The 23,997-nt window shown below is 71.9% G+C and carries 23 protein-coding genes; 10 read left to right on the forward strand and 13 right to left on the reverse strand.

The genetic code is table 11. From position 1 onward, the window contains the following. Positions 1-74 precede the first annotated feature (74 nt). On the reverse strand, positions 75-1,784 hold the full coding sequence (locus AB0K18_RS21710; RefSeq protein WP_364916827.1) for an ABC-F family ATP-binding cassette domain-containing protein: 1,710 nt from the start codon (positions 1,782-1,784) through the stop codon (positions 75-77). A 146-nt stretch (positions 1,785-1,930) separates the two neighbouring features. Further along, positions 1,931-2,800: a 4-hydroxy-tetrahydrodipicolinate synthase gene (dapA, locus tag AB0K18_RS21715; protein ID WP_364916829.1), complete on the reverse strand. Its 870-nt coding sequence runs from the start codon at positions 2,798-2,800 to the stop codon at positions 1,931-1,933. A 71-nt stretch (positions 2,801-2,871) separates the two neighbouring features. Between dapA and AB0K18_RS21720 the strand changes: the two genes are divergently transcribed. After that, on the forward strand, positions 2,872-3,741 hold the full coding sequence (locus tag AB0K18_RS21720) for a LysR substrate-binding domain-containing protein (protein WP_364916832.1): 870 nt from the start codon (positions 2,872-2,874) through the stop codon (positions 3,739-3,741). Positions 3,742-3,748: 7 nt separating this feature from the next. Here the strand turns inward: AB0K18_RS21720 and AB0K18_RS21725 are convergent, their stop codons facing one another. The 4 genes from AB0K18_RS21725 to AB0K18_RS21740 form a co-directional block, all read right to left on the reverse strand. Then, positions 3,749-4,684, reverse strand: a complete 936-nt coding sequence (locus AB0K18_RS21725) for a serine hydrolase (RefSeq protein ID WP_364916835.1) — start codon at positions 4,682-4,684, stop codon at positions 3,749-3,751. After that, positions 4,681-5,208, reverse strand: coding sequence for a flavoprotein (locus tag AB0K18_RS21730; RefSeq protein WP_364916837.1), 528 nt, complete (start codon positions 5,206-5,208; stop codon positions 4,681-4,683). The genes AB0K18_RS21725 and AB0K18_RS21730 overlap by 4 nt, the downstream gene beginning before the upstream one ends. Positions 5,209-5,248: 40 nt before the next feature. Further along, complete coding sequence (locus tag AB0K18_RS21735; RefSeq protein ID WP_364916839.1) at positions 5,249-6,610, reverse strand: MFS transporter; 1,362 nt, start codon at positions 6,608-6,610, stop codon at positions 5,249-5,251. Positions 6,611-6,723: 113 nt separating this feature from the next. Further along, the gene (locus AB0K18_RS21740; protein WP_364916841.1) at positions 6,724-7,455 is read right to left on the reverse strand and encodes a class I SAM-dependent methyltransferase; all 732 of its coding nucleotides are present in this window, start codon (positions 7,453-7,455) and stop codon (positions 6,724-6,726) included. 178 nt (positions 7,456-7,633) lie between these two features. Here AB0K18_RS21740 and AB0K18_RS21745 point away from each other — a divergent pair, with 178 nt between their 5' ends. From AB0K18_RS21745 to AB0K18_RS21755, 3 genes are all read left to right on the forward strand, one after another. Next, complete coding sequence (locus AB0K18_RS21745; protein WP_364916844.1) at positions 7,634-8,965, forward strand: LCP family protein; 1,332 nt, start codon at positions 7,634-7,636, stop codon at positions 8,963-8,965. Positions 8,966-9,112: 147 nt separating this feature from the next. Next, positions 9,113-10,051: an ATP-binding protein gene (locus tag AB0K18_RS21750; protein WP_364916847.1), complete on the forward strand. Its 939-nt coding sequence runs from the start codon at positions 9,113-9,115 to the stop codon at positions 10,049-10,051. Positions 10,052-10,128: 77 nt separating this feature from the next. Beyond that, entirely contained in the window at positions 10,129-10,515 is a 387-nt protein-coding gene (locus AB0K18_RS21755; RefSeq protein ID WP_364916850.1) for an SCO5389 family protein, read from the forward strand. 44 nt (positions 10,516-10,559) lie between these two features. Here AB0K18_RS21755 and AB0K18_RS21760 read toward each other — a convergent pair whose 3' ends face one another. From AB0K18_RS21760 to AB0K18_RS21770, 3 genes are all read right to left on the reverse strand, one after another. Then, a complete protein-coding gene (locus AB0K18_RS21760) occupies positions 10,560-11,540 on the reverse strand; it encodes an LLM class flavin-dependent oxidoreductase (RefSeq protein WP_364916852.1) in 981 nt (326 codons plus the stop codon). 64 nt (positions 11,541-11,604) lie between these two features. Then, the gene (locus tag AB0K18_RS21765) at positions 11,605-12,276 is read right to left on the reverse strand and encodes a ribonuclease HII (RefSeq protein ID WP_364916855.1); all 672 of its coding nucleotides are present in this window, start codon (positions 12,274-12,276) and stop codon (positions 11,605-11,607) included. Positions 12,277-12,303: 27 nt separating this feature from the next. Continuing rightward, positions 12,304-13,323, reverse strand: a complete 1,020-nt coding sequence (locus AB0K18_RS21770; RefSeq protein ID WP_364916856.1) for a LysR family transcriptional regulator — start codon at positions 13,321-13,323, stop codon at positions 12,304-12,306. Positions 13,324-13,402: 79 nt separating this feature from the next. Between AB0K18_RS21770 and AB0K18_RS21775 the strand changes: the two genes are divergently transcribed. The 3 genes from AB0K18_RS21775 (at position 13,403) to AB0K18_RS21785 (ending at position 18,755) form a co-directional block, all read left to right on the forward strand. Beyond that, positions 13,403-14,686, forward strand: coding sequence for a pyridoxal phosphate-dependent aminotransferase (locus tag AB0K18_RS21775; protein ID WP_364916859.1), 1,284 nt, complete (start codon positions 13,403-13,405; stop codon positions 14,684-14,686). Positions 14,687-14,827: 141 nt separating this feature from the next. Continuing rightward, entirely contained in the window at positions 14,828-15,472 is a 645-nt protein-coding gene (locus AB0K18_RS21780) for a GNAT family protein (protein ID WP_364916862.1), read from the forward strand. A gap of 256 nt (positions 15,473-15,728) precedes the next feature. Further along, complete coding sequence (locus tag AB0K18_RS21785; RefSeq protein ID WP_364916864.1) at positions 15,729-18,755, forward strand: BTAD domain-containing putative transcriptional regulator; 3,027 nt, start codon at positions 15,729-15,731, stop codon at positions 18,753-18,755. A gap of 275 nt (positions 18,756-19,030) precedes the next feature. Here AB0K18_RS21785 and AB0K18_RS21790 read toward each other — a convergent pair whose 3' ends face one another. Further along, entirely contained in the window at positions 19,031-20,434 is a 1,404-nt protein-coding gene (locus AB0K18_RS21790) for a class I SAM-dependent methyltransferase (protein WP_364916867.1), read from the reverse strand. Positions 20,435-20,590: 156 nt separating this feature from the next. Here AB0K18_RS21790 and AB0K18_RS21795 point away from each other — a divergent pair, with 156 nt between their 5' ends. Next, the gene (locus AB0K18_RS21795) at positions 20,591-20,893 is read left to right on the forward strand and encodes a hypothetical protein (RefSeq protein WP_364916870.1); all 303 of its coding nucleotides are present in this window, start codon (positions 20,591-20,593) and stop codon (positions 20,891-20,893) included. On the opposite strand, the gene AB0K18_RS21800 is transcribed toward AB0K18_RS21795, so the two are convergent. The 3 genes from AB0K18_RS21800 to AB0K18_RS21810 form a co-directional block, all read right to left on the reverse strand. Beyond that, complete coding sequence (locus AB0K18_RS21800) at positions 20,890-21,390, reverse strand: NAD(P)-dependent oxidoreductase (RefSeq protein WP_364916873.1); 501 nt, start codon at positions 21,388-21,390, stop codon at positions 20,890-20,892. The genes AB0K18_RS21795 and AB0K18_RS21800 overlap by 4 nt on opposite strands. Positions 21,391-21,475: 85 nt before the next feature. Further along, positions 21,476-22,069 carry a TetR/AcrR family transcriptional regulator gene (locus AB0K18_RS21805; protein WP_364916875.1) on the reverse strand — a complete coding sequence of 198 codons (594 nt, stop codon included), beginning with the start codon at positions 22,067-22,069 and terminating at the stop codon, positions 21,476-21,478. A 4-nt stretch (positions 22,070-22,073) separates the two neighbouring features. Next, a complete protein-coding gene (locus AB0K18_RS21810; RefSeq protein WP_364916877.1) occupies positions 22,074-22,583 on the reverse strand; it encodes a GNAT family N-acetyltransferase in 510 nt (169 codons plus the stop codon). Positions 22,584-22,659: 76 nt separating this feature from the next. On the opposite strand from AB0K18_RS21810, the gene AB0K18_RS21815 reads away from it, so the two are divergent. Both AB0K18_RS21815 and AB0K18_RS21820 read left to right on the forward strand, forming a co-directional pair. Continuing rightward, the gene (locus AB0K18_RS21815; protein WP_364916880.1) at positions 22,660-23,121 is read left to right on the forward strand and encodes a helix-turn-helix domain-containing protein; all 462 of its coding nucleotides are present in this window, start codon (positions 22,660-22,662) and stop codon (positions 23,119-23,121) included. A 38-nt stretch (positions 23,122-23,159) separates the two neighbouring features. Next, positions 23,160-23,996 carry an SURF1 family protein gene (locus AB0K18_RS21820; RefSeq protein ID WP_364916882.1) on the forward strand — a complete coding sequence of 279 codons (837 nt, stop codon included), beginning with the start codon at positions 23,160-23,162 and terminating at the stop codon, positions 23,994-23,996. Position 23,997 lies beyond the last annotated feature (1 nt).

Below are 23,997 nucleotides of genomic sequence, written 5' to 3' on the forward strand. Positions count from 1 at the left end.
CTGCCACTGACCGCCGCCCGGCGGCTGGTCCGCGGCCGGGCGGGCGAGTGGCGGGGCGGCGGGGCGGGCGTGGGTCAGGCTGGGGAGCCGTTGCGGAGCTCCAGGTGGGAGCCGGTGAAGGTGGCGCGCAGGCGGCGGTCGTGGGTGACGATCACCAGCGCGCCCTCGTAGGAGGCCAGCGCCTCTTCGAGCTGCTCGACGAGGTCCGGCGACAGGTGGTTGGTCGGCTCGTCGAGAAGCAGCAGGTCCACCGGGTCGCTGACCAGGCGGGCCAGCTCGACCCTGCGGCGCTGCCCGTACGACAGCTCGCCCAGGCGCAGCCGCAGGTCGGCGGGCCGGAACAGCCCCAGAGCCAGCAGCGCGTCCGCGTGCTCGTCCAGCGACCCGGGCCGCCCGTGCGCGTAGGCGGCCAGCAGGGTGCGCTCCGGCGGCCCGGCCGCCTCGTCCTGGCGCAGGAGGCCGGCCCGGCCCGTACGCACGACCGTACCGGCGTCCGGCCGCAGCTCCCCGGCCAGGACGCGCATGAGCGTGCTCTTGCCCGCCCCGTTCGGCCCGGTGACGAGCAGCCGCTCGCCGGCCCGCACGGTGAGGGCGTCCAGCCGCAGCCGCCCCACCACCTCCACCTCATCGAGCGCCACCACCGCACCGGGTTCGGCCGCTCCCGCAACCGCGGCCACGGCGGCGGTCGCGGGGACAGCGCCGGTCGCGGGCACTCCGCTGACCACGGGGACGGCGTCGGCCGCAGGCGCGGCGGTGGTCGAGGGGACGGTGGTGAAGCTCAGGGGGTCGGGGGGTGGGGTCAGCGGGTTGGCCGTGAGGCGCTGCACGCGCTGCTGCGCCTGCCGGATGCGGCCCGCGGCGCCGTGCGTGCGGGAGCGGGCTCGCCACGCGCCGGTGCCCATGCTCGCCAGGGTCAGCTTGCGCGGCACCGCGGCCAGCCGGCCGGCGTTGGCGGCGACCAGCGCGGAGTGACGGGCCAGCTCCTGGCGCCACTCCTCGTACGCCCGCAGCCGCGCCGCCCGCTCGGCGGCCTTGGCGGCGAGGTAGCCGTCGTACCCGTCGCCGTAGCGGCGCACCCGTCCCTCGCCGACCTCCAGGACGGTGGAGGTCACCCGCTCCAGGAACATCCGGTCGTGGGTGATCGCCACGACCGTGCCCCGGTGGGCGCGAAGGCGCTGTTCGAGCCAGGCCACGGCCCGGTCGTCCAGGTCGTTGGTGGGCTCGTCCAGCAGGAGCAGCTCGGGCTCGGCGGCAAGCGTGGCGGCCAGCGCCAGCCGGGAGCGCTCGCCCCCGGACAGCGTGGCCACCGGCCGGGACCGGTCGAGCCCCGGCAGCCCGAGCCCGTGCAGCGCGGCGTCCACCCGCGCGTCGGCCTCGTACCCGCCGCGCGCTTCGAACTCCGCGACCAGCCGGGCATAGGCGTCCATGGCGGAACCGCCGGCGGCCAGCGCGTGCCCGGCCTCGCTGATCCTGGCCTCCAGTGAGCGCAGGTCGGCCAGCGTACGGTCGATCGCGTCGGCCACGGTCGCGTCCGGCGGCAGCTCCAGTGACTGCGGCAGGTAACCGACGCCGCCCGGCGCGACGACGGTCAGGTCGCCGTTGTCCGGCCGTTCGGCGCCGGCCATGAGCTTGAGCAGCGTGGACTTGCCTGCTCCGTTGTCCCCGATGACCCCGATCCGCTCGCCGGGGCTGACGGTGAAGGAGACCCGGTCGAGGACGACCCGGGTGTCGTAACGCTTGGTGATGTCGTGAAAAGTCAGTTGGGCTTGGGCAGCGGTACGCATGAAGCGCGTTCCCCTTCGATCGGTACGGAAGATGACCGATGCGGGGCGGCACGGGCGGAGCTCAGGCTCGACGCGCGTGCGCCCCGGGGGCGAAGATCACAGAGTTCCCATTGGGGGAAGAACCTAGCCCGATGCCCACTGAACGGTCAAGCCCTTAGTTCGGCCAGGGCGCGGGACACCGTCTCCTCGGCGGCGGGCAGCAGCGGCAGGCGTACGTCCGGCGTCGGGATCAGCCCCCGCGCGTGCAGCACGCCCTTGATGACGGTCGGGTTTGGCTCGGCGAACAGCACCGCCGACAGCCGGGCCAGCCGCCGCCCGAGGTCGCGGGCGCGCGCGACGTCCCCGGTGTGCCAGGCGTCGGCCAGGTCGGCGAAGCTCCTGGTCTCCAGGTGCGCGGAGGCGAGGATGCCGCCCGCCGCGCCCAGCGCCAGCAGCGGCGAGATGACCGCGTCGTCGCCGCCCAGCACCGCGAAGCCCTCGGGGACGTCGCCCACCAGGTCGATGGCGTCCGGATCGACGCCGCCCGTCGCGTGCTTGACCCCGGCGATCCCCGGGTGCGCGGCGAGCCGCCGCAGCGTGGCGGCGCTCACGGCCTGCCCGGTGCGGTAGGGGATGTGGTAGATCACCAGCGGCACCGGCGACTCCTCGGCCAGCGCCTCGAAGTGCGCGACGACGCCGCGCTCGCCGGGCCGCAGGAAGTACGGCACGGTGACCAGCGCCGCGCTCACCCCGGCGGGCAGCTCCCGCAGGGCCGCCGCCGTCGTCCGCGTGTCGTTGCCGGTGACCCCCGCCGTCAGCGGCGCCTGCCGCTCCTCGCAGACCCGCGCGCACGCCTCGATGACCCGCGCCCGCTCGTCCGGGGTGAGCGCCGCCACCTCGCCGGTGGTGCCCAGCGCGACCAGCCCGGACGCGCCCTCGTCGAGCATGTGCCTGCCGAGCTTCTCGACGGCGTCCACGGCCACCGCGCCGGCGGCGTCGAAGGGAGTGATCAGCGGTACGTGGATTCCTGTCAGCATGCTCCGAGCCTGCCGCCCGCCGACCCGTTAGGTCCAGCACGGATTTCTGACTTCGAGCTTAAGCTGAACTTATGCTCGATCCGCGCAAGCTCCGCCTGCTCCGCGAACTCGCCCGGCGCGGCACCATCGCCGCCGTGGCCGAGGCGGTCATGTTCACCCCGTCCGCCGTCTCGCAGCACCTCGGCGCGCTGGAGCGGGAGGCGGGCGTGCCCCTGCTGGAGCGCACCGGCCGTACGGTGGCGCTGACCCCGGCGGGGCGGCTGCTCGTCGAGCACGCCGACGCCGTCCTGGAGCAGCTCGAACGCGCCTCGGCCGCGCTCGCCGCCGTCAAGGGCGGCCCTGCCGGGGCGCTGCGGATCGGCGCGTTCCCGACCGCCGCCCGCGTGCTGCTCCCGCCCGCCCTCGCCGAGCTGGCCGGCGCGCATCCCCGGCTGGAGCCGATGGTCTCGGAGATCGACCCGGCGGACGTCTCCGCCGCGCTGCGGGCCGGTGAGCTGGACGTCGCGCTCGTCCACGAGTACGACTTCGTCCCGCCCGTCACCGACGCGTCCATCGAGACGGAGCCGCTGTTCAGCGAGCCGATGTACCTGACCGACCGGCCCTCGATCGCCGCCGCCCGCGCCGACGCCTGGATCACCGGCAAGCCCGGCACGCTCTGCCACACGATGGCGATCAGGGCCTGCCAGGCGTCCGGCTTCGAGCCGCGCGTCCGCCACCACATCGACGACTTCGACACCGTCCTGGCCTTCGCCGCCGCCGGCCAGGGCGTCGCGCTGGTCCCCCACCTGGCCGCCACCACCCCGCCCAACGGCGTGACCCTCACCCGCCTCGACCTGAGCCGCCGCACTCTTGCGGCCTTCAGACGCGGCAACAGCGCCCACCCCGCGATCAAGGCAGCGGTGGCCTCCTTCCGCACCGCCACCGCAACCCTCCCCCTCTGAGGGGGTGTCAGCGGCCGAGGACGGCGTCCAGGGCCGCTTCGGCGCTCGATTGCTCCCGGTCGTACTCGCCGGCCGTCACCGCCACCACCAACCGGTCGTCCGGGGCGATGAGGAGGCGCTGGCCGCCGTTGCCGATGGCCTGGGCCCGGCCGTCGTGGAGGTACCACTGGTAGCCGTAGCGGGTGCCGGCGTCGATTGTGACCCGGGGGCGGAGGGTCTCCTCGATCCAGGAGCGGGGCACGATGTCGCGGCCGCCGTCGAGCACGAGCTGCCCGATCGCGGCCAGGTCCAGCGGACGCAGCCGCAGCCCGGACGCGGCCCTGGTGACGCCGTCGTCACCCCTGGACCACTCGTACCGGGTGATGCCGAGCGGGCCGAAGAGCCGGTCGGCGGCGTACTCGGCGAGCGGCCGCCCCGCTCCCCTCGTGATGATCTCGCCGATGAGCGCGCTGGCCCCGCCGCAGTAGTGCCACCGCTTGCCCGCCTCCTCGACGACGGGCCGCTCCAGGACGTACCGGTGCCGGTCGGGCGCCAGCTCCATGGCGATCTCGCTGTTGGCCGCGCTGGTGTAGGGGGCGTCCTCGTTCCATTCGAGGCCGAGCGTCATGGTCAGGGCGTGCTCGATCGTCAGGTGTTCGCGCCCGGCGGGCGAGCACTCGGGGAACGACGCGAGCAACGACGCCCCCACGTCGGGCACCAGCCCCTCGCGCAGCGCGATGCCGTACACCAGCCCGACCACGCTCTTGGACACCGAGCGCAGGTCGTGCAGGGTGTCGCGGTCGAAGACGACGTGCCCGAGCGGCTCGTCCAGCCGATGGTCGGCGCCGGCGCCGTAGCGTTCGAGCACCACCTGCCCGTCCCGCAGCACGACGAGCCCGTGCAGTCCCGGCGCCCGCCCGGCCTCCAGCGCCGCGTCCACCCGCTCGGTCAGCCCCACCCTCATCCCTCCGGTGAATCCGCGGTCACCGCACGCAGCTCGCCCAGCGTCCGCCGCCACGGGTCGCCGCCGTGGTCACCGCCGTGGTCGCCCTCCGGGTCGAGGACGACGCGCACGCCGTCGGCCCGCAGGTCGCGCACGCTGCGCCGGTACGCGGTGCGCGCCGACAGCGCCTCGTTCACGAACGGCAGCACGACCACGGGGATGCCCAGCCCGGGCGCCTCTGCCAGCACGCCCAGCGCGTACGTGTCGGCGATCCCCTGGGCGAACTTGTTGATCGTGTTGTACGTCGCCGGCGCCACCACGAACGCGTCGGCCCTGGGCGGCTTCGGCTCATGGGGCTTGCGGTAACGGCTGCGCACGGGCCGGCCGGTCTGCCGTTCGAGTGCGGGAACGTCGATGAAGTCGAGCGCCGACGGCGTCGCCACGACCTGCACCACCCACCCGTCGTCCTGCGCCAGCGCGACGAACCGGCCGACGTCGGCGGCGGCACCGGCGGCGCAGACGACGAGGTAGAGCACACGCACCACGCCAGCATCCCCTATTTCACCGGGAATGACGAAACGACCGTCAGGTGGCCTTGGTCGCCTCGGCGGCGGAGAGCGGCGCCGCGATGTCCTCCAGCCCCTTGCGTTCGGCCTTGACGCCCAGGAACAGCTCCACGAGCCCGCCCGCGATCATCACCAGCCCGCCGATGGTGAACGCCAGCGCCGTGTCCCCCGGCACCCCGCTCTCCACCAGCGTGGCGAACACCAGCGGACCGGCGATGCCACCGGCCGCCGTGCCGATGGCGAAGAAGAACGCGATCGCCATCGCCCTGGTCTCCATGGGGAAGATCTCGCTCACCGTCAGATAGGCCGAACTCGCCCCCGCCGACGCCACGAACAGTACCACCGACCAGCACGCCGTCAGCGTCACCGCCGTGAGCACCCCCTGGTTGAACAGCCACGCCGTGCCCAGCAGCAGCACCCCTGACCCGATGTACGTGGCCGAGATCATCGGCACCCTGCCCACGGTGTCGAAGAGGTGCCCGAGCAGCAGCGGCCCGAGGAAGTTGCCGACCGCGATGACCGCGAAGTAGTAGCCGGTGTGCGTGTCGATGTTGAAGAAGGTGGACAGGATCTGCGCGTACCCGAAGGTGATGGCGTTGTAGAGGAACGCCTGCCCGATGAAGAGCGACAACCCCAGCACCGTGCGCTTGGGATAGAGCGCGACCATGGTGTGCGCGATCCGGACGAACCCGATCGACTTGCGCTGGTGGATGGTCATCGCCTTCTCGGGCTCCGGCAGGTCGTCCCGGCCGATCTGCCGCTCGACGTCGTCCACGAGCTGCTCGGCCTCGCGGTCCCTGCCGTGGATGAACAGCCAGCGCGGGCTCTCGGGGACGTTGCGGCGTACCAGGAGGATGGCCAGGCCCAGCACCACGCCGAGCCCGAACGCGACCCGCCACCCGATGTTGACCGGCAGGTCGTTGAGCAGCGGCACGGTCAGCAGCGCGCCGCCGGCGGCGCCGAGCCAGTAGCTGCCGTTGATGATGATGTCGATGCGCCCGCGGTGCCTGCTCGGGATCAGCTCGTCGATGGCGGAGTTGATGGCCGCGTACTCACCGCCGATGCCGAACCCCGTCATGAACCTGAACAGGAAGAACCACCACGCGCTGAAGGAGAACGCGGTCAGCAGCGTCGCCACGAGATAGACGACCAGCGTGATGATGAACAGCTTCTTGCGGCCGAACTTGTCGGTCAGCCAGCCGAAGAACAACGCGCCCGAGCAGGCTCCCGCGACGTAGAGCGCGGCCGCCACGCCCGCCACCTGTGCCTGCGTGATGTCGAGTCCGCTGCCCGGCTTGGCCAGCTGCGCCGAGAGGTTACCGACGATGGTGACCTCGAGACCGTCGAGGATCCAGACGGTGCCGAGGCCGATGACGATCATCCAGTGCCAGCGGGACCATGGAAGCCGATCAAGCCGGGCGGGCACTTTCGTGGTGATGGTACCGGTTTCAACATCGCTCATAAGGTCCCGTGGCTACCCGGTGAGCGGAATTTCTATCCGGTCGGCTTCCTGGCCTCGATGATCGTGGTGGCGAACCAGGGCCCGCCGTACCAGAACCGCCGGCCGGCGTCGCGCCGCCGCACGTCGATCACGCCGAGGTCGCGCAGCGTCTGCTCGTAGTCGGGGGTGTGCTGGAAGTCGGCGAGCAGCATGAGCCCGCCAGGCCGCAGCACCCGGTACGCCTCCCGCACGGCCTGCGCCCGCCCGTCGGCCGACGGGATGTTGTGCAGGGCCAGGCTGGAGAGCACGACGTCGAACGCGTCCGCACCGAACGGCAGGTCGCGCAGGTCGCCGGTGACCAGGTCCACCCGCTCCGCGACGCCTTCCGCCTCGGCGTTGGTTCTGGCCGCGGCCTCGGTGTTGCCGGTCTGGTCCTTGGAGCGCCACAGGTCGATGCCGGTCGCCCGGCCGCCGTCGGCCAGCCGCGCGGCGGCGGCCAGCAGCACCGCGCCCCTGCCGCAGCCGAGGTCGAGCACCTGCTCGTCGCCGCGCAGCCGCCGCAGCTCCTCGTCCCAGACGACGAACTTGCCGCGCCTGGTCGTGTAGAGGTAACTGAACGCGCTGGCCAGGGTGTAGAGGCCGCCGAAGGCGAAGGAGACGCCCGCGGCGAAGATGTCGAGGACGAACGAGAGCGCCGCCAGGGCCAGCAGCGCGATCGCTCCGATGATCAGGCCCACGAGGGGCCAGGGCGCGTCGAACCCGTAGTGGCCGTGTCGCTTCCGCACATTCACGTTATATCTCAAGTTTCGCTTGACCGCTATTTGACCTAACCCCTCCCTTTTGTTCCGGAGGTCGGGCGCGCAGCATAACTAGGGTTGCTTGGATGGGCCGTCTATGGGGGTTTGACCAGGCATGACGGGAGTAGATCGACGCTTCGGGCTCGGCGCGAGCCTCGCACTGACAGTGGCATCGACCCTGCTGTGGGGGGTCGCCCACCTCGCCGTGGAGCGCCGCAGAACGGGGCTGGCGCTGATGGCCGCCTACGTGCTGATGCTGGCCGGGGTGCTGACCGTGTTCACCGCGTACAGCACCAAGCTGCTGTCGCTGGCCGTGCAGCCGTACTGGCTGGCCTGGCTCACCGTCGGGGTGGCGGTGATCGCGCTGGCCTGGACCGGCGTGATCGTCTGGTCGTTCCTTCTCGTACGCCCCGAGCGCTCCGACACCGTCGGCCGCTTCCTGACCACCACGCTGACGGTCGCCCTGTGCGCGCTCATCCTGGCGCCCACCGCGTACGCGACCCGCCTCGCCTACCTCTCCCGCGACGTGGTCAACACCCTGTTCACGCCCAGCAGCACCGCCGCGCCCGTGCTCGCCCAGGATCCGTGGAACGGGGCCGAGCGGGTCAACTTCCTGCTGCTCGGCGGCGACGCCGCGCCGGGGCGGCCCGGGGTGCGTACCGACAGCATGACCGTGGCCAGCGTGGACGTCGAGACGGGCGCCACCGTGCTGTTCGGCCTGCCGCGCAACCTGCAGCGGGTGCAGCTGCCCACGGGACCGGCCAGGGACCGCTTCCCGTACGGCTTCACCGGCGAAGGCCCCGACACGCCGGGCCTGCTGAACGAGATCTACCAGTTCGCCGAGGATCATCCGGAGATGGTGCCCGGCGTGGAGAAGGGCAAGCGCGGATCGACCCTTCTCAAGGCCACCATCAGCGACATCCTCGGCATCCCGGTGAGCTATTACGCCATGGTCGACATGAAGGGCTTCGCCGAGATCATCGACGCCATGGGCGGCGTTCAGGTCACGATCAAGGACCCCATCGTGTACGGCAAGTACCGCGAGGGCCTGCTGCCCGCCGGCACCCGCAGGCTTTCCGGCCAGGAGGCGCTCTGGTACGGCCGCTCGCGCACCGACAGCGACGACTACGTGCGCATGGGCCGGCAGAAGTGCCTGCTCAACGCCGTCGCCAAGCAGGCGGATCCGGTGACCGTGCTGAACAGCTTCGAGCGCCTCGCCGCCGCCACCAAGCGCGCCATCTCCACCGACCTGCCCCAGGACCTGCTGCCCGCCGTCGTGGACCTGGCCGGCAAGGTCAAGAACGCGCGGCTGCGCAGCCTGAGCTTCGTGCCGCCACTGATCAACACCGCCTACCCCGACAGGTACCTCATCCGCCGCAAGGTCAAGGAGGCCCTCGACCCGCCCGCGTCCACCAGGACCGCACCCGCCCACGCCGCCTCCACCACGCCCACACCCACCCCGGACGACCCCCTGACGCTGGACGCGGTCTGCCACTGAGCACCCGCAAATAGGCCGCGAACCACCCCAAAGCGCCCGCAGCCCGCGCGACGCCAGGTCGAACACGCCCTCATCCCGCACGCGCTGTGGCATGATGATGTCCGTCCCCAGTGGAAACGGTTTTCATCATCATTCTTGGAGCATCCCGTGAGAGTGGCCTTCGTCGGAAAGGGCGGCAGCGGCAAGACCACGATGTCGGCCCTGTTCGCCAGACATGTGGCGGCCCAGGGCGCGCCCGTGGTCGCCATCGACGCCGACATCAACCAGCACCTCGCCCTGGTGCTCGGCCTGGACCGCGGGCCCGAGCCGCTGGGCGCCCACCTCACCGAGATCAAGGACCGGCTGCGCGGCACCAACCCCCGCATCCCGTCCGCCGACGCCATGGTCAAGACCACCCCTCCCGGCCGCGGCTCCACCCTGCTGAGCTTCGACGACCTCGCCACCGACCCCTACGGCGTGACCACCTCCGAGGGCCTGCGCCTGCTCGCCACCGGCCCCTTCAGCGAGGACGACCTCGGCGTGGCCTGCTACCACTCCAAGGTCGGCGCCGTCGAACTGCTGCTCAACCACCTGATCGACGGCCCCGGCGAATACGTCGTCGTCGACATGACAGCGGGCGCCGACTCCTTCGCCTCCGGCCTGTTCACCCGCTTCGACCTGACCTTCCTGGTGGCCGAGCCGACCCGCCAGGGCGTCGGCGTCTACCGCCAGTACCGCGACTACGCGGCCCAGTACGACGTCGCCCTGGCCGTGGTCGGCAACAAGGTGCACGGCGAGTCCGACGTCGCGTTCCTGCGCGAGCACGTGGGTGACGATCTCCTCACCTGGATGGAGCACTCCGCCGCCGTACGCGCGATGGAGCAGGGCCGCCACTTCACCCTCGACGACCTCGAACCGGCCAACGCCGACGCGCTGGCCGTGCTCCGCAAGACCCTCGACGAGCAGGACAAAGACTGGGCCAGGTTCGGCCGCCAGACCGTCGAGTTCCACCTGCGCAACGCCAAGGCGTGGGGCAACGAGCGCACCGGTCTCGACCTGGCGGAGCAGATCGACCCCGGTTTCGTCTACGGCCCGGCGACCACATGACTGTGCCTGTCAAGGCTCTGGAGCATGCCCGCTCCAGCGATCTAACGTCCGATTTGACCCATCCGAGAGGAGACAGCATGTCGCTGACCGTCCCGAACGATCTGCTCGACCAGGCCAGAGCCGGTGACGTGGACGACGAGGCGTTCCTCGCCTGCGTCCGCGACTCGCTCCCCTACGCGTGGTCGCTGATCAGCGAGCTGGTCAAGCAGCGCGAGCACAGCGGGGCCGCGTTCGCCGACAACGAGGTGCCGCCGCCGTCGGAGGAGGCGCGCGGCCAGCTCCTGCGCTGCATGGCGAGCGACTCCATGCGCGGCGCGCTCGAGCGCCACTACGGCGTGCGCCTGGCCTTCCAGAACTGCCACCGCGTCGCCGTCTTCGACCCGTCGGCCACGCAGGCGCTCGCCGAGTTCGTCACCCCGCGCGCGCAGATTCTCAACCAGAAACCGGAGCTCGTCGACTGCTGACCCCTGACCGGCGAGCCGGGCCCGCACCCGGCTCGCCGACCAGGTCAGTCGCGCAGCAGGGGCAGCACCTCGGCGCCGAAGCGGCGGATGTTCTCCAGGGTCCGCTCGTGCGACCCCATCCCCTCGACCAGCAGCACGAAGTGCTCGATCCCGGTGCGCTCCGAGGTCCGCCGCAGCGTCTCGGCGCAGTGCTTGGCCGACCCCACCGGGTGGATCTTGGTGAGCAGCTCGACGTAGTCGTCCACGTCGCGGTGCGGCCGCGGCCGGTCGTCCACCGGCTCGTACCCGTCGAGCCCGGGCCCCAGCCAGGCCGGCATCGCCCGCATGAGGTCGCGAGCCGCCCCGATCGTCGAGTCCGCGATGTACGCCACCCCCGCGGCCACGTGCTCGACCGGCGGCCCGCCGAAGGCGCGATACCGCTCCACCATGGCGGCCTTGTCGTCGTCCCCGATGTGCAGCCCGAGCAGCATGGGCAGCCCGCGCTCGGCCGCCAGCCGCACGCTCGGCTCGGAGGTGCAGGCGACGACCGGCCGCATACGGACGGGCGGCACCATCGCGACCTCCCTGAACCGGAACAACTCCCCGTCGGCCGCCACCCGGTCACCCGACAGGGCGGCGAGCAGCAGGTCGAGCGACTCGGGGAAGCCCCGCTCGTACCGGTCGAGCCCGGTGCCGAACACCTCGAGGTCCACCCAAGGCCCGCCCCTGCCGACGCCGAGCGTGAATCTCCCGCCCGACAGGTGGTGCAGCACGGCCGCCTGCTCGGCCAGCGCGACGGGATGCTGCGTGGACAGCACGCTCACGGCCGTGCCGAGCCCGATGCGGCCGGTCCGCCCGGCCGCGACGGCCGCCAGCGTGGTGGGCGACGGGCACACGCCGTACGGCATGAAGTGGTGCTCGGCGATCCACGCGTCGTCGAACCCCGCCTGCTCGGCCGCGACGATCCACTCGACGGCGTCGGCCAGCACCCGCCCGGCCTCCTGCCCGGGAAAGAGCCCCGCGACGACAAAGATCCCGATCCGCATGCACGAAATAGTGACCCATGACCGCCGCGAAGGCGGGCAGACATGCGGAGCTCACCGATACCCGTCAGGAGAAGAGGCTGGCCTGGCCTTCTCCGACGAGTGGGTCGCGGTGATGCTTCAAGTGCCGCCATTGGGGCAGCTCGTCAAGGTATGACCAGGAGAGCCGGTGGTGCGCGGTGGGCCCGAGTCGTGCCAGCGCCTCCTGATGCGAGGGCGAGGGGTAGCCCGCGTTCTCCGCGAAGCCGTAATCGTCGCAGCCGATCGTCGCCATGTAGGCGTCGCGCCGGACCTTGGCGAGGACGGAGGCGGCGGCGACCGAGATGCTGGCCGCGTCCCCCTTGACCTCAAGGCGCACCGGCCACGGCGCTCCGATGTAGTCGTGCTTGCCGTCGAGGATCACCGCGTCCGGGCGTACCGGCAGGGCCTCCAGGGCCCGGCGGGCGGCCCGCCGCAGCGCCTCGGTCATGCCGAGCGTGTCGATCTCTTGATGGCTCGCCTCGCCGTAGCCGACGCCGGCGGCCCACCCGGCCAGCTCGGCGGCCAGCGGCCCGCGCTTGACCTCGGAGACCTGCTTGGAGTCCGTGAGCCCGGCGGGCGGCTCCGACAGGTCGGTGACGACCGCGCAGACCAGGACGGGCCCGGCCCAGGCGCCCCGGCCGACCTCGTCGACGCCGGCGACCGTGCGCGTGCTTGGCTGGGCGAGCAGGAGCCGCTCGATGTCGTACGTAGGCGCCATGAGCGCAGACGTTATCGCGATCGCGCGTCACTCTCCGAACGATCGGCCGACCACGTCGCCGGCGGATCGTATGGGGAGGTCGAGCCCGTCGAGTGACGGCCGGCCCACCTGGGAGCGCTCGGCCGGGCGTACCGGATCGAGGTCGGCGGCGATGTAGCGGGCGGCCACGTGGATGGCCCGCAGCGTCACCGACACCGAAGGCCGGTGGACGCTGGAGCCGCGCGCGACGGCGTGCACGTCGCGCCCCACCGGGTTGCCGGGGAACTGCCGTACGGCCAGCCCCCGGACGCCGGCGGCCAGCGCGAGCGCGGGCACGGCGGCGATGCCGATGCCCTTGGCGACGAGCGACAGGATGGTCCCGAGCCCCTCGAACTCCCAGGGGCTCGGCCGGGTGCCGCCGACGCCGGCGAGCAGCCGGTCCACGGCCAGCCGTGACGGCTCGCCGTCGGGGGTGGCCATCCAGGGCTCGTCGCGCAGCTCGCGCAGGTCGACCGGCACGTCGGGGTCGGCGAGGCGGTGCTTGCGCGGCACGACGAGCACGAGGGGGTCGTGCAGCAGGGGGAAGACGCGCACGCTGTCACTGTCGCGGACGCGGCCGTACCAGTCGTCCACGAGCGCGATGTCGACCTCGCCCGACTGCACCTCGCGCAGACCGCGCCCGGACCTGCTCTGCCCGAGCCGCAGCGTCAGCTCGGTGTGGCGGCGCAGGGAGCGGGCGAGCGCGGGCGCGAAGGCGACCGCGGCGGTGGGGAAGGCGGTGACGACGACCCGGCCGGCCGGCTTGCCGGCGTGGGCGGACAGGTCGGACTCGGCCTCCTCGACCATCGACAGGATGCGCTCGGCGTGCATGACGAGCCGGCGTCCCGCGTCGGTCAGCTCGGCGCTGCGCGCCGTCCTGTCGATGAGCGCCGTACCCGTCTCGCGTTCGAGCGCGACGAGCTGTTGGGAGACGGCCGAAGGACTGTAGCCCAACGACTCGGCCGCCGCCGCGATACTTCCCTTCCTTGCAAACTCGCAGATCAGGACCAAACGCCGCAATTCGAGCATCAGACTTCCTTATGCCTACCCACAAAAAGCCTCGCTTGTGCTGATGCCTTCATCCAATCACCCTGGGAACGTGACAAACATGACCGTAACCCTGTCCGCCACATTGGCGGCCAACGAGGACATCGAGCGAAGACGGCGCGCCGGGGAACGCGTGCTCCACCTCGCCTTCGGCGAGGCCGGGCTGCCCGTCCACCCGGCGCTGCGCGACAGGCTGGCCGCCGCATCCGAATGCAACGGCTACGGGCCGGTCGCGGGGGCGGCCGAGCTGCGCGCCGCGGCGGCGGGCTACTGGACGAGACGGGGGCTCATCACCGATCCCGACCTGGTCGTCTGCGGCCCGGGCAGCAAGTCGCTGCTCTACGGCCTGCTCCTGGCGATCGGCGGTGACGTCGTCCTGCCGGTGCCCAGCTGGGTCAGCTACGCCGCGCAGGCCGATCTGGTGGGTTCGCGTCCCATCCTGGTGCCCGCACCGCCAGGAGAGGGCGGCGTACCCGACCCGGACGCGGTGGCGGCCGAGGTGCGCAGGGCCAGGTCTCTCGGCAGGACCGTGAGCACGGTCGTGGTGACCCTGCCCGACAACCCGACGGGCCGGCTGGCCACACCCGAGACGGTGGCCCGCCTGGCCCAGGTCGCCCGCGAGCTCGACCTGACGATCATCTCGGACGAGATCTACCGCGACCTCGTGCACGAACCCGGCCTGACGTACACCTCGCCGGCCGAGCTCGCGCCCGAGCGCACGATCATCACGACCGGGCTGAGCAAGAGCCTCGCGCTGGGCGGCTGGCGGATCGGCGTGGCCAGGCTGCCGGAGAACGGCGACCTGCGCAGGAGCCTGCTCGCGGTGGCCAGCGAGATCTGGTCGGCGCCCGCGGCGCCCGTGCAGGAGGCCGCGACGTACGCCTTCGGCGACCCGCCCGAGCTGACCGAGCGCATCACCCGCAGCCGCCGCCTGCACGGCAGGCTGGCCAGGGCCGTGCACGAGCGCTTCGCGGAGATCGGCGCCGACGTGCCCGTCCCGCAGGGCGGCTTCTACCTCTATCCCGACCTCGGCCACCTCAGGCTCGGCGGCTCCGCGGAGATCACCAAGATCCTGCTTGAGGAGCACGGCCTCGGCGTCCTGCCAGGTCACGCCTTCGGCGACGACCCCTCGGCCGCCCGGGTCCGCGTCGCGGTGAGCCTGCTCTACGGCGACTCCGCCGAGCAGCGGCAGGCCGCTCTCGACAGTCCCGATCCGCTGCGGCTGCCGTGGATCGCCGACAACCTCGACTTCCTGACGACGGGTCTCAAAGAGCTGGCCCTGGTCCGTCACGGGGCAGTGAGCAGGCCGCATCCGGCCCTCGTCCCCGCCCCATGTCACGGTTAGGCGAATCTTTCCCCAAGAGCGGGTTTACCGTCCCCCAAAAGGGGCCTCTGACCTGCGGAAACGTCGTCACCGTCACACCGGTGGAAAGTTGTCCCATTACGCCTGGTCACAGGGGTGCCCGGCAGCCTTCATCATGTGCTCATGCCCGCTCTTGTCACCTTGTCCGGGCGCTTCGTGCGCCTGGAACCTCTCAGCCTCGCGGCGGTCGATGACCTGGTCGCCGCGGCGAGTGAAGACCGCACCATTTACGCCTTCACTCGCGTCCCGCAAGGCCGGGACGAGGTGGTCTCCTATGTGGAGGCCGCCATGGCTGAGCAGGCGGAGGGCCGCTCGTTGCCCTTCGCCATCCGGTGGCTGAACACCGACCGCGTGGTCGGTGCCACCCGTCTCATGCACCTGGAGTACTGGCAGGGCCCCATGCCCTGGCCGCCGGGTACACGAGGTGCGGTGGGCGACATCCCGTCCGTGGCCGACATCGGTTACACCTGGCTGGGCGCGAGCGCCCAGGGCACCGGGGTCAACCGGGAGAGCAAATACCTCCTGCTCTCGCACGCCTTCGAGGACTGGAACGTCCACCGCATCACTCTGAAGGCCGACGTACGCAACAGCAGATCCCGGGCCGCCATCGAGGCACTCGGCGCACACTTCGACGGGGTGCGGCGAGCGGACAGCCGAGGCGCCGACGACACGGTCCGAGATACCGCGTTCTACTCGATCCTGAACTCTGAATGGCCGGTCGTCCGCGACCGGCTGCGCATGAGGCTCGGCCTGGTCGAGGCAGCCTGAAACCCGTCCATCCACGGCCCCATCCGGAAATCCGGGTGGGGCCGGTATTTTTCCGGCCCTGCCCGCACTCCCTAGAGACACACGCCCCCGCGATGCGTGTCCTGCTTGCCGGTTCTCATCATCCAGGGGCGGGTTCAACACCGGATTGACGACGGATCAACAGGAAAATGAACGGATCTGCCGGGATCTAGGTGACAAAGGTCGTTGGACTTATCATTTGGGAACAAAAGATCTCGCTGGCTGGGAGACGAACGGCATGGCTGGTCAGAGCGGCGAAGGCGGGCTGCGGTTCGCCGTGCTCGGTCCTGTCCGCGCCTGGCATGACGGCCAGGAGCTCGACCTGGGCACCCCGCTGCAGCGTTCCATCCTCGGCATGCTGCTGCTGCGCGAGGGTCACGCGGTCACCCCCAACGAGATGATCGACGCCGTCTGGGGCGAGGAGGCGCCGCCGCGCGCACTCGGGGCCCTGCGCACGTACGTCTCGCGCCTGCGTACGGTGCTCGAACCGGGCAGGCCCGCCCGCTCCCGCCCCGAGCTGCTCACCTCGATCGGCCGCGGCTACGCGCTGCGCCTGCCGGACGACGCGCTCGACCTGACCCGCTTCGAGCGCGGCGTCGCCCAGGCCGAGGCCGCGCGCAAGGCGGGCAGGCTCGCCGAGGCGGCCCGCGAGCTGCGCGCCGCGCTGGCCCTGTTCGAGGGCGAGCCGCTGGCCGGCACCGTCGGCCCGTACGCCGAGCACCAGCGCGACCGCCTGATCGAGCGGCGCATCAGCGTCATCGAGACCCTCATGGACGTCGATCTGGAGCTGGGCGAGCACGCCAAGGTCGTCTCCGAGCTGATCGCGCTGACCGCCGAGCACCCGCTGCGCGAGCGCCTGCGCGCCCAGCTCATGCTCGCCTACTACCGCTGCGGCCGGCAGGGCGACGCGCTCAACGTCTTCACCGAGACCCGCGAGGCGCTCGTCGACGAGCTGGGCGTCGAGCCAGGGCCCGAGCTGACGGCGCTGCATCAGCGCATACTCGCCGCCGACCCGGCGCTCGCCGCCCCGCACCGGGCGGAGGAGGACGAGGAGGAGGAGCCGCCGCCCGCCGACGACGAGCAGGCCGCCGCGCTTGAGCTGCCGAGGCCCGCCCAGCTGCCCGCCGCCGTCAGCGACTTCACCGGCCGCAAGGAGGTCGCGGTACGCCTGCGCACGATGCTGTCGGCCCAGCCGTCGGCCGAGGGCGTGCCGGTGGCGGCGATCTCCGGCATCGGCGGGGTCGGCAAGACGACGCTGGCCGTCCACGTGGCCCACCTGCTCGCCGACGTCTTCCCCGACGGGCAGCTCTACGCCGACCTGCGCGGCTACAGCGAGGAGCCGACCGCGCCCGAGTCCGCGCTCGGCGGGTTCCTGCGCGCGCTCGGCATCCCGCCCGACGTCATCCCAGACGGCCTCGCGGAGCGCTCCGCGCTCTTCCGCTCGATCCTGGCCGAGCGCCGCATCCTCGTGCTGCTCGACAACGCCCGCGACGCCGGCCAGGTCAGCCCGCTGCTGCCGGGCTCGCCGGGCTGCGCCGCGATCGTCACCAGCCGGGGCAAGCTCGCCGACCTGCCCGCCGCCCGGCTCATCGACCTCGACGTCATGGAGCCGGACGAGGCGCTGCAGCTGTTCGCCGCGGTGGCCGGCGCCGAGCGCGTCTCCGCGGAGCACGGCGCCGCCATGGACGTGGTCGCGGCCTGCGGTTTCCTGCCGCTCGCGGTCCGCATCGTGGCCGCCCGCCTGGCCGCCCGCCCCTCCTGGACGGTCGCCTCCCTGGTGCCCAGGCTGGCCGACGAGCAGCGCCGCCTCGACGAGCTGCGGGTGGGCAACCTGGCCGTGGAGGCGACGTTCGCGCTCGGATACGGGCAGCTCACCCCCCTTCAGGCCCGCGCCTTCCGCCTGCTGTCGCTGTCGAACGGCCCCGACATCTCGGCGGGCGCCGCGGCCGCCGTGCTCGCCGCCGACGCGTTCGAAACGGAGGAGGTGCTGGAGTCGCTCGTGGACGCGAGCCTGCTCGAAGCGCCCGCGCCCGGCCGCTACCGCTTCCACGACCTGCTCAAGCTCTTCGCCCGCCGGACGCTCGACCGGACGGAACGCCCGCAGGCCCGCACCATGGCGCTGCGCCGCCTGCTGGGCTTCTACCTGGCCTCCGCGCAGTCGGCGCACGCGCTGGCGTACGAGGGCAGCATGATCTCGGCGAACCTCGTCGTGGTCGGCACCGGGCGCACGTTCAGCACCGTGGACGAGGCCGTCGCCTGGCTCATCGCCGAGGGCGACTCGTTGTTCGCCACGATCAGCCAGGCCGCGTCCTGCGCGCGCACGCCCGAGCACCTGCTGCCCGCCGCCGACCTGCTGGTGGCCATGGAGCCGCTGCTGGAGTCGGGCACCCACACGCGGGAGTTCGACCAGAGCACCCGCGCCGTGCTCGCCGCCGCGCGGAAGAACGGCGACCAGGGCAGCGAGCTGCGCTCCCGGTACGTGCTCGGCCGGGTGCTGTTCGCCGCCAACCGGCTCAAGGAGGCCGAGGAGCACTTCAGGATCGTCCACGAGCTGTCGGTCGCCCGCAGGGAGAAGGTCGTCACCGGCGAGGTGCTCAACGCCCTGGCCGTGGTGGTCGGCAGGCAGCGCCGCCACACCGAGGCGCTCGGGCTGTTCGACGAGGCGATGCGCTTCTACCGCGACAACGACGTGCCGGCCGGCGAGGCGCTCGTGCTCAGCTACTCCGCCCGCGACCACCTCGGCCTGGGCCGCCCCGACGACGCGATCGCCGCCGCCGAGAAGGGGCTCGCCATCTTCACCGAGATGGGCTCGGGGGCCGGCACCGCCCGCGCCCGCTACCACCTCGGCATCGTCCTGTCGCGGGTCGGCCGGCTCACCGAGGCCGTCCACCACCACGCCGAGTGCCTGGCCTTCTTCCGCGCCAGCAAGCAGCGGGTGTGGGAGCAGCGGGTGTGCTCCCGGCTGGCCGAGACGTTCATCGCCGCCGAGCGGTACCCGGACGCCGTCCGCCACGCCGAGGAGGCCCTGGTGGTCTCCCGCGACATCGGCCACCCGTACGGCGAGGCCCTCTCGCTCACCGTGCTCGGCAAGGCGCTGCGCGGGCTCGGCAGCACGACGCGCAGCCGCGACTGCCTACGCCGGGCTTTCGAGATCTTCACCAGGCTCGGCGCTCCCGAGGCCGGCGATCTGAAGGTCCTGCTCGACAGCATCCCCGCCGACGAGCCCGGCAGCAGGAGCGGCGCCGATTCCGTCGTCGAGTCCTGAGTACAGCTCGTCGTCCAGACGTGTCATCCACACATGGTTGATCAAGGCTGTCCTTAGGGTGTCACGAAGAGCTCGTGATCGATGGAGTTCAGCCCGGCCGGCCATCTTCGGCCGTCACACGTCGCTAGGGGGCCCGGTTATCCGGATGCTCCGTATGACGGCCTGCCGCCTCACACAAGACGACCGGCCGGACCTGACACGGCCCTCGAACCCCCCAGGTCCGTGTCCTGCCCCAGAGACTCCACCTCCGGTGTCAACGTCCGATCAACAGCGAATCAAAGCAGGAAGTAGCCCTCGGCGATGAGCGGCCGCAGCGCGTCGGCGTTGGTGACCTCACCGTCTCCGACCAGCTCGGCGATGACGTTGAGCAGCGGGCCGAGCGCCAGCTGGCCGTCGCAGACGCCGGCCAGCGCGGCCTCGACGGTGCCGACCTCCCTGCTGCGGCGCAGGCCCTGCGTCTGGCGCAGCACGATGCGCATCGGGTCCTCGGCGCCCGGCAGGCCGATGCGCTCGTCGAGCAGGCCGTCGGCGGTCCGCAGCAGCGCCGACTCCAGGCCCCGCGCCCGGTGCGCCGCCGCGATGGCGTCGATCACGCCGTCCACGTAGTCGCCGACCGGGAGCGCCACCTGGTGGTCCAGGTGCTCGACGCGGACGACGGGGTCGAGCGTGCCGGAGTTGCGCATCGTGATCCAGCCGAACCCGACGCCCTCGACCCTGCGCTCCTCGAACCAGGCCAGCCACCGGTCGTAGTGCTCGGCGTAGGCGGCGCTGCCCTGCTCTGCGGCGTCGCGCAGCCACAGCTCGACGTATTCGGCCGGGTCCTGGACGTCGCGCTGCACCACCCAGGCGTCGCACCCGGTCTCGCGCAGCCAGCCGCCCACCCGGTCGTGCCAGTCCTCGCCCTCGACGTGCAGCCAGTTGGCCAGGAAGTGGGCCTGCCCGCCGGGGTTGAGGTAGGCGGGAGTGCGCCGGACCAGCTCGCGGCAGAAGTCGTCACCGGACGCCCCCGACTCCCGATAGGTCAGCCGCCCCTCCCGCTCCGGCGCGATCACGAACGGCGGATTGCTCACCACCAGGTCGAACCGCTCACCCTCGACCGGCTCGTACATCGACCCCACCCGCGCATCGACCCCGGAAACCCCCGACAACTCCCAGCTCAGCCGGGCCAGCTCAAGCGCGCGCGGGTTGACGTCGGTGGCGGTGACGCGCTCGGCCCGCCCGGCGAGGTGCAGCACCTGAACGCCGCAGCCGGTGCCGAGGTCGAGCGCGCTGCCGGCCGGGCGGCGGGTGACGAGCTGGGCCAGGTTCGCCGAAGCGCCCCCTGCCCCCACCACGTGGTCGGGCCGCAGCGCGGGGTCGCCCGGGCGTACCTTCCTGTCGGAGACGACGTAGCCGCCGGTCTCCCACGGCTGCAGGTGCACGGTCGCGGTGATCTGGTCGCCGTCGGCCGCGACCAGCCCCGACTCCAGCACCTCGGGCGCGACACCCTTGGCCGGCACGGGCACGCCCAGCCACCACAACCGGATCAGCGTGCCCAGCGGGTCTCCGCCGGCGGTGGCGCGCAGGGCCGGTGTCAGCTCCTCGCGCGCGAGGGCCGAGGCGGCCGTGGCGCCCAGGCGCTCGCGGACGCCGTCGATCGTGTAGCCGGTGTCGAGGAGGTGATGGCGCAGTCGTTCCACCTGACCATCCTTTCACTGCGGACATGCCCGCTTGATCCGGCACCGACAGTGTTCATACTGTTACTTAAACTCCCAACCGTTCTGCAAGCGGCGGACAAGGGATGCGCGATATCTCTGGAGATGCACCTCACGTCACCACCCCCAGGAGCAGGACCCATGCTCATCCCCTGCTTGGCTTGTGACTCCAAGTTCCGGCCCGACGAGTTTTTCGAAGCCTGCTCCGACTACAACCGCGGCATGGACCTCGTCTCGTGGACCTGCCCGTGCTGCGGCAACCGCGACGACCTGCGGGTGCTGCCGGGCGAGCTGGGCTTCGGCTATCCGAGCCGCGGTAGGTTCGACGTGCTCGACCGCGTACGCGTGCCGGGACTGCGCAGGCAGCGCGGCGAGCTGCGGCTGGACATCTCGCTCGACCGGTCGAGCTGGCACGTTCCAAGCCGGCTGCGGCAGCCTGTCTAGGCGGGCACCTGGTCCTCGCCGCGCAGCTGCCGCGCGATGTCCTCCACCAGCGTCTCGGCCAGCTCGTCCCTGCTCTCCCCCGTGGCATCGCCCAGCCTGGGCGTGAGCACCACGTTCGGCAGCCGGGTGAGCGGGTGCGCCCGGTCGAGCCACTCGCCCTCGAAGTGGTCGAGCCCGGCGCCGCCCACCTGCCCCCAGCGCAGCGCGTCGACCAGGGCCCGCAGGTCGTGCAGCGCGCCGCGCGAGGTGTTGAGGTAGATCGCGCCCGGCCGCATCGCGCCGAACTCGGCGGAGCCGAAGAACCCGCGCGTCTCCGCGGTGAGCGGCACGTGCAGGGAGGCCACGTCGGCCTCGCCCAGCAGCGCGGGCAGGGTGTGGGTGGCCTCGGGCAAGAACGGGTCGCAGACGATCACCCGCATGAGGTCGGCGAACTCGCTCAGTCGGGCGAGCGCGCTCTCCGGCAGGGCGGGCAGCACCAGCACCCGAGGTCGTCTCACATGTGGACAATAACACCACAGGAAGTGCCCGCCCCGTTGCTCGCCGCATCGGCGCGAGTGGCTCTGACCAGCGCGAACGTACGGGTCAGGCGGGCTGGCGCAGGCTCTGCCAGGCGGCCTCGCCCAGCGCCCTGATCTCCTCCTCGGTCGGCGTGTGCGCGCCCGCGAACCACAGCCGGCACATCTCCTGGGCGGGCCCCAGCCACAGCACGTAGCACATGGTGGGGTGGACGGGCTGGAGCCGGCCGTTCTTCATGTGCGGCCGCCACCAGTCGGAGACCTGCTTGAAGAACCCGCGCCGCGCCTCGGCCACCTCGGCGCCGCCCGGCTCGTGCTTGCGCGGCGGGCGCTCGCTGATCAGCAGCCTGGCCCTCTCGGGGTGCTCGCCGGCCCAGCGCATGTGGAAGGCCACGATGGCCTCGATGCCCGCCCTGGCGTCGTCGTGACGGACCAGCTCGGCGAGGAACGCCGCCTGGTAGGCCTCGAGGATCTCGCCGTACAGCACGCCGAAGACGTGCTCTTTGCTGGCGAAGTGGTGGTAGAAGCTGCCGACGCTGACGCCGCTTTCCTCACGGAGGCTGGCCAGGGTGGTGGCCGAGACGCCGTCCTGGCTGAAACGGCGGAGGGCGCCCTCGATGATCCTGGTGCGGCCGTCGCGTCCGTTCTTGACACTCTTCACGCTGTCAATGGTGTGGCACCAGAACCTTGTTCCGCAAATAGGCCAGCTGATCGATCATAGCGGTCACTTCGACCGTACCGGATTCGACCCGCATTCTGGCGTCCGGCCAGAGGCGGCGGACGAGCCTCAGCACACGGCGGTTCTCGCCCATGACGTCCATGCCCACGGTACGCGCGCCGCGCAGCGCGGCGCCGAACAGCAGCGCGTCGACCAGCCGCGGCCCGAGCCCCTGGCCCTGCCAGGCGTCGGCGACCACGACGGCGATCTCCACGTCGGCGCACCCGCCGCCCTGGAAGCTCATGGCGTGGGCGACGATCTCGCCGTCGCCGTCGGTCGCGACGAGCGCCTCACGCTGCTCGTCCACGGCCAGCAGCGTACGCACGAGCGCGGCGGACGGCGCGGAGACCCCGGTGAAGAAGCGCAGCGTCTGCGTGTGCAGCGACAGCCCGGCGAGGAAGCGCCGCATCCGCTCCTCGTCGTCAGGGGTCACCGTCCGCACCTGAGTTCGTTGCATGGACTCAGCCTGCCCGGCAAACCTGAGTCTGTCAATCGAACTCAGGTATAATGCAAAAATGAACATGCCTTATCGCATGGATTTCCCAGTGGACAATTGCTCGATCGAGCGCACCCTGGAGATCGTCGGGGAGAAATGGACCTTCCTGGTGCTGCGCGAGGCGTTCAGCGGCGTACGCAGGTTCGCCGACATGCAGGCCGGCACCGGCGCCCCCCGCCAGGTGCTCAGCGCCCGCCTGTCCCGGCTGGTCGACGAGGGTCTGCTGCGCAAGGTGCCCTACCGCGAGCCGGGCCAGCGGCAGCGCGACGAATACCGGCTCACCGACAAGGGCCGCGACCTCTATCCCCTGCTGGTCGCCCTCATGCATTGGGGCGACAAATACCTCGCGGGCGACGAGGGCCCTCCTGTGCTGCTCACCCACCGCGACTGCGGCGCCCCCATCGAGCTGCGCTTCCGCTGCGCCGACGGCCATGAGGTGGACGGGCCGCGCGAGGTCACCCCCGTGCCCGGCGAGGGCGCCCACCTCACCCGTGCCTGAGTTCGGCACCACCGGTGCCGGTGCCTAGTCTTGAAGGCGTGTACCGGTTCCTGCTGACGCCTCGATGGCTCGTGCTCCACGTCGTGGTGCTGCTGGTCATTCCCGCTTTCGTGCTGCTCGGGCGGTGGCAGTTCGGCCGGTTCGAAGAGCGCTCGGCCAACAGCGAGCGGGTGACCGCCAACATCGGGGCGCCGCCCGTGCCGCTCGACCGGCTCGCCGCGCCGGGAAAGCCGGTCAAGGAGGACGACCGGTTCAGGAAGGTGACGGTCGCGGGCACGTACGACACGGCCCACGCCCTCGTCGTACGCCGCCGCCCCCAGGAGGGCCGCAACGGCTACTACGTGCTGACCCCGCTCGTCACCGGCCCTGGCACCGGCGTGATCGTCAACCGGGGCTGGGTGCCCGCCGGCGCCACCGCCGACACCCCGCCCGACGTACCCGCTCCGCCCACCGGGCAGGTGACGGTGACCGGCCGGCTGCGGCCCAGCGAGACCGAGGAGAACAGCGGCGTACGCGACCGTGGCGGGCTGCCGCCCGGCCAGGTGCTGCTCATCGACGCCGGTGCCATCGGCAAGGGGCTGCCGTACACGCTGGTGGGCGGCTACGTCGAGCTGACCGAGCAGCGGCCCGCGGCCGCCACCGCGCCGGCGCCCGTGCCCGCGCCCGACGTCGGCTCAGGAGGCGGGCTCAACCTGGCCTACGGCGTGCAGTGGTGGTTGTTCATCGGCATCGCGATCGGCGGCTGGCTGCTGCTCATCCGGCGCGAGGCGGCCGAGCGCCGGGCGTCATCGGCATCGGCATCGGCATCGGCATCGGACGAAAAGGCGGCCTCGGAAGGAACGGCGACCTCGGAGACGAAGAGCGTCGCCAATTAGG

The sequence above is a fragment of the Nonomuraea sp. NPDC049421 genome (assembly GCF_040677005.1).
Classification (GTDB): Bacteria; Actinomycetota; Actinomycetes; order Streptosporangiales; family Streptosporangiaceae; genus Nonomuraea; species Nonomuraea salmonea.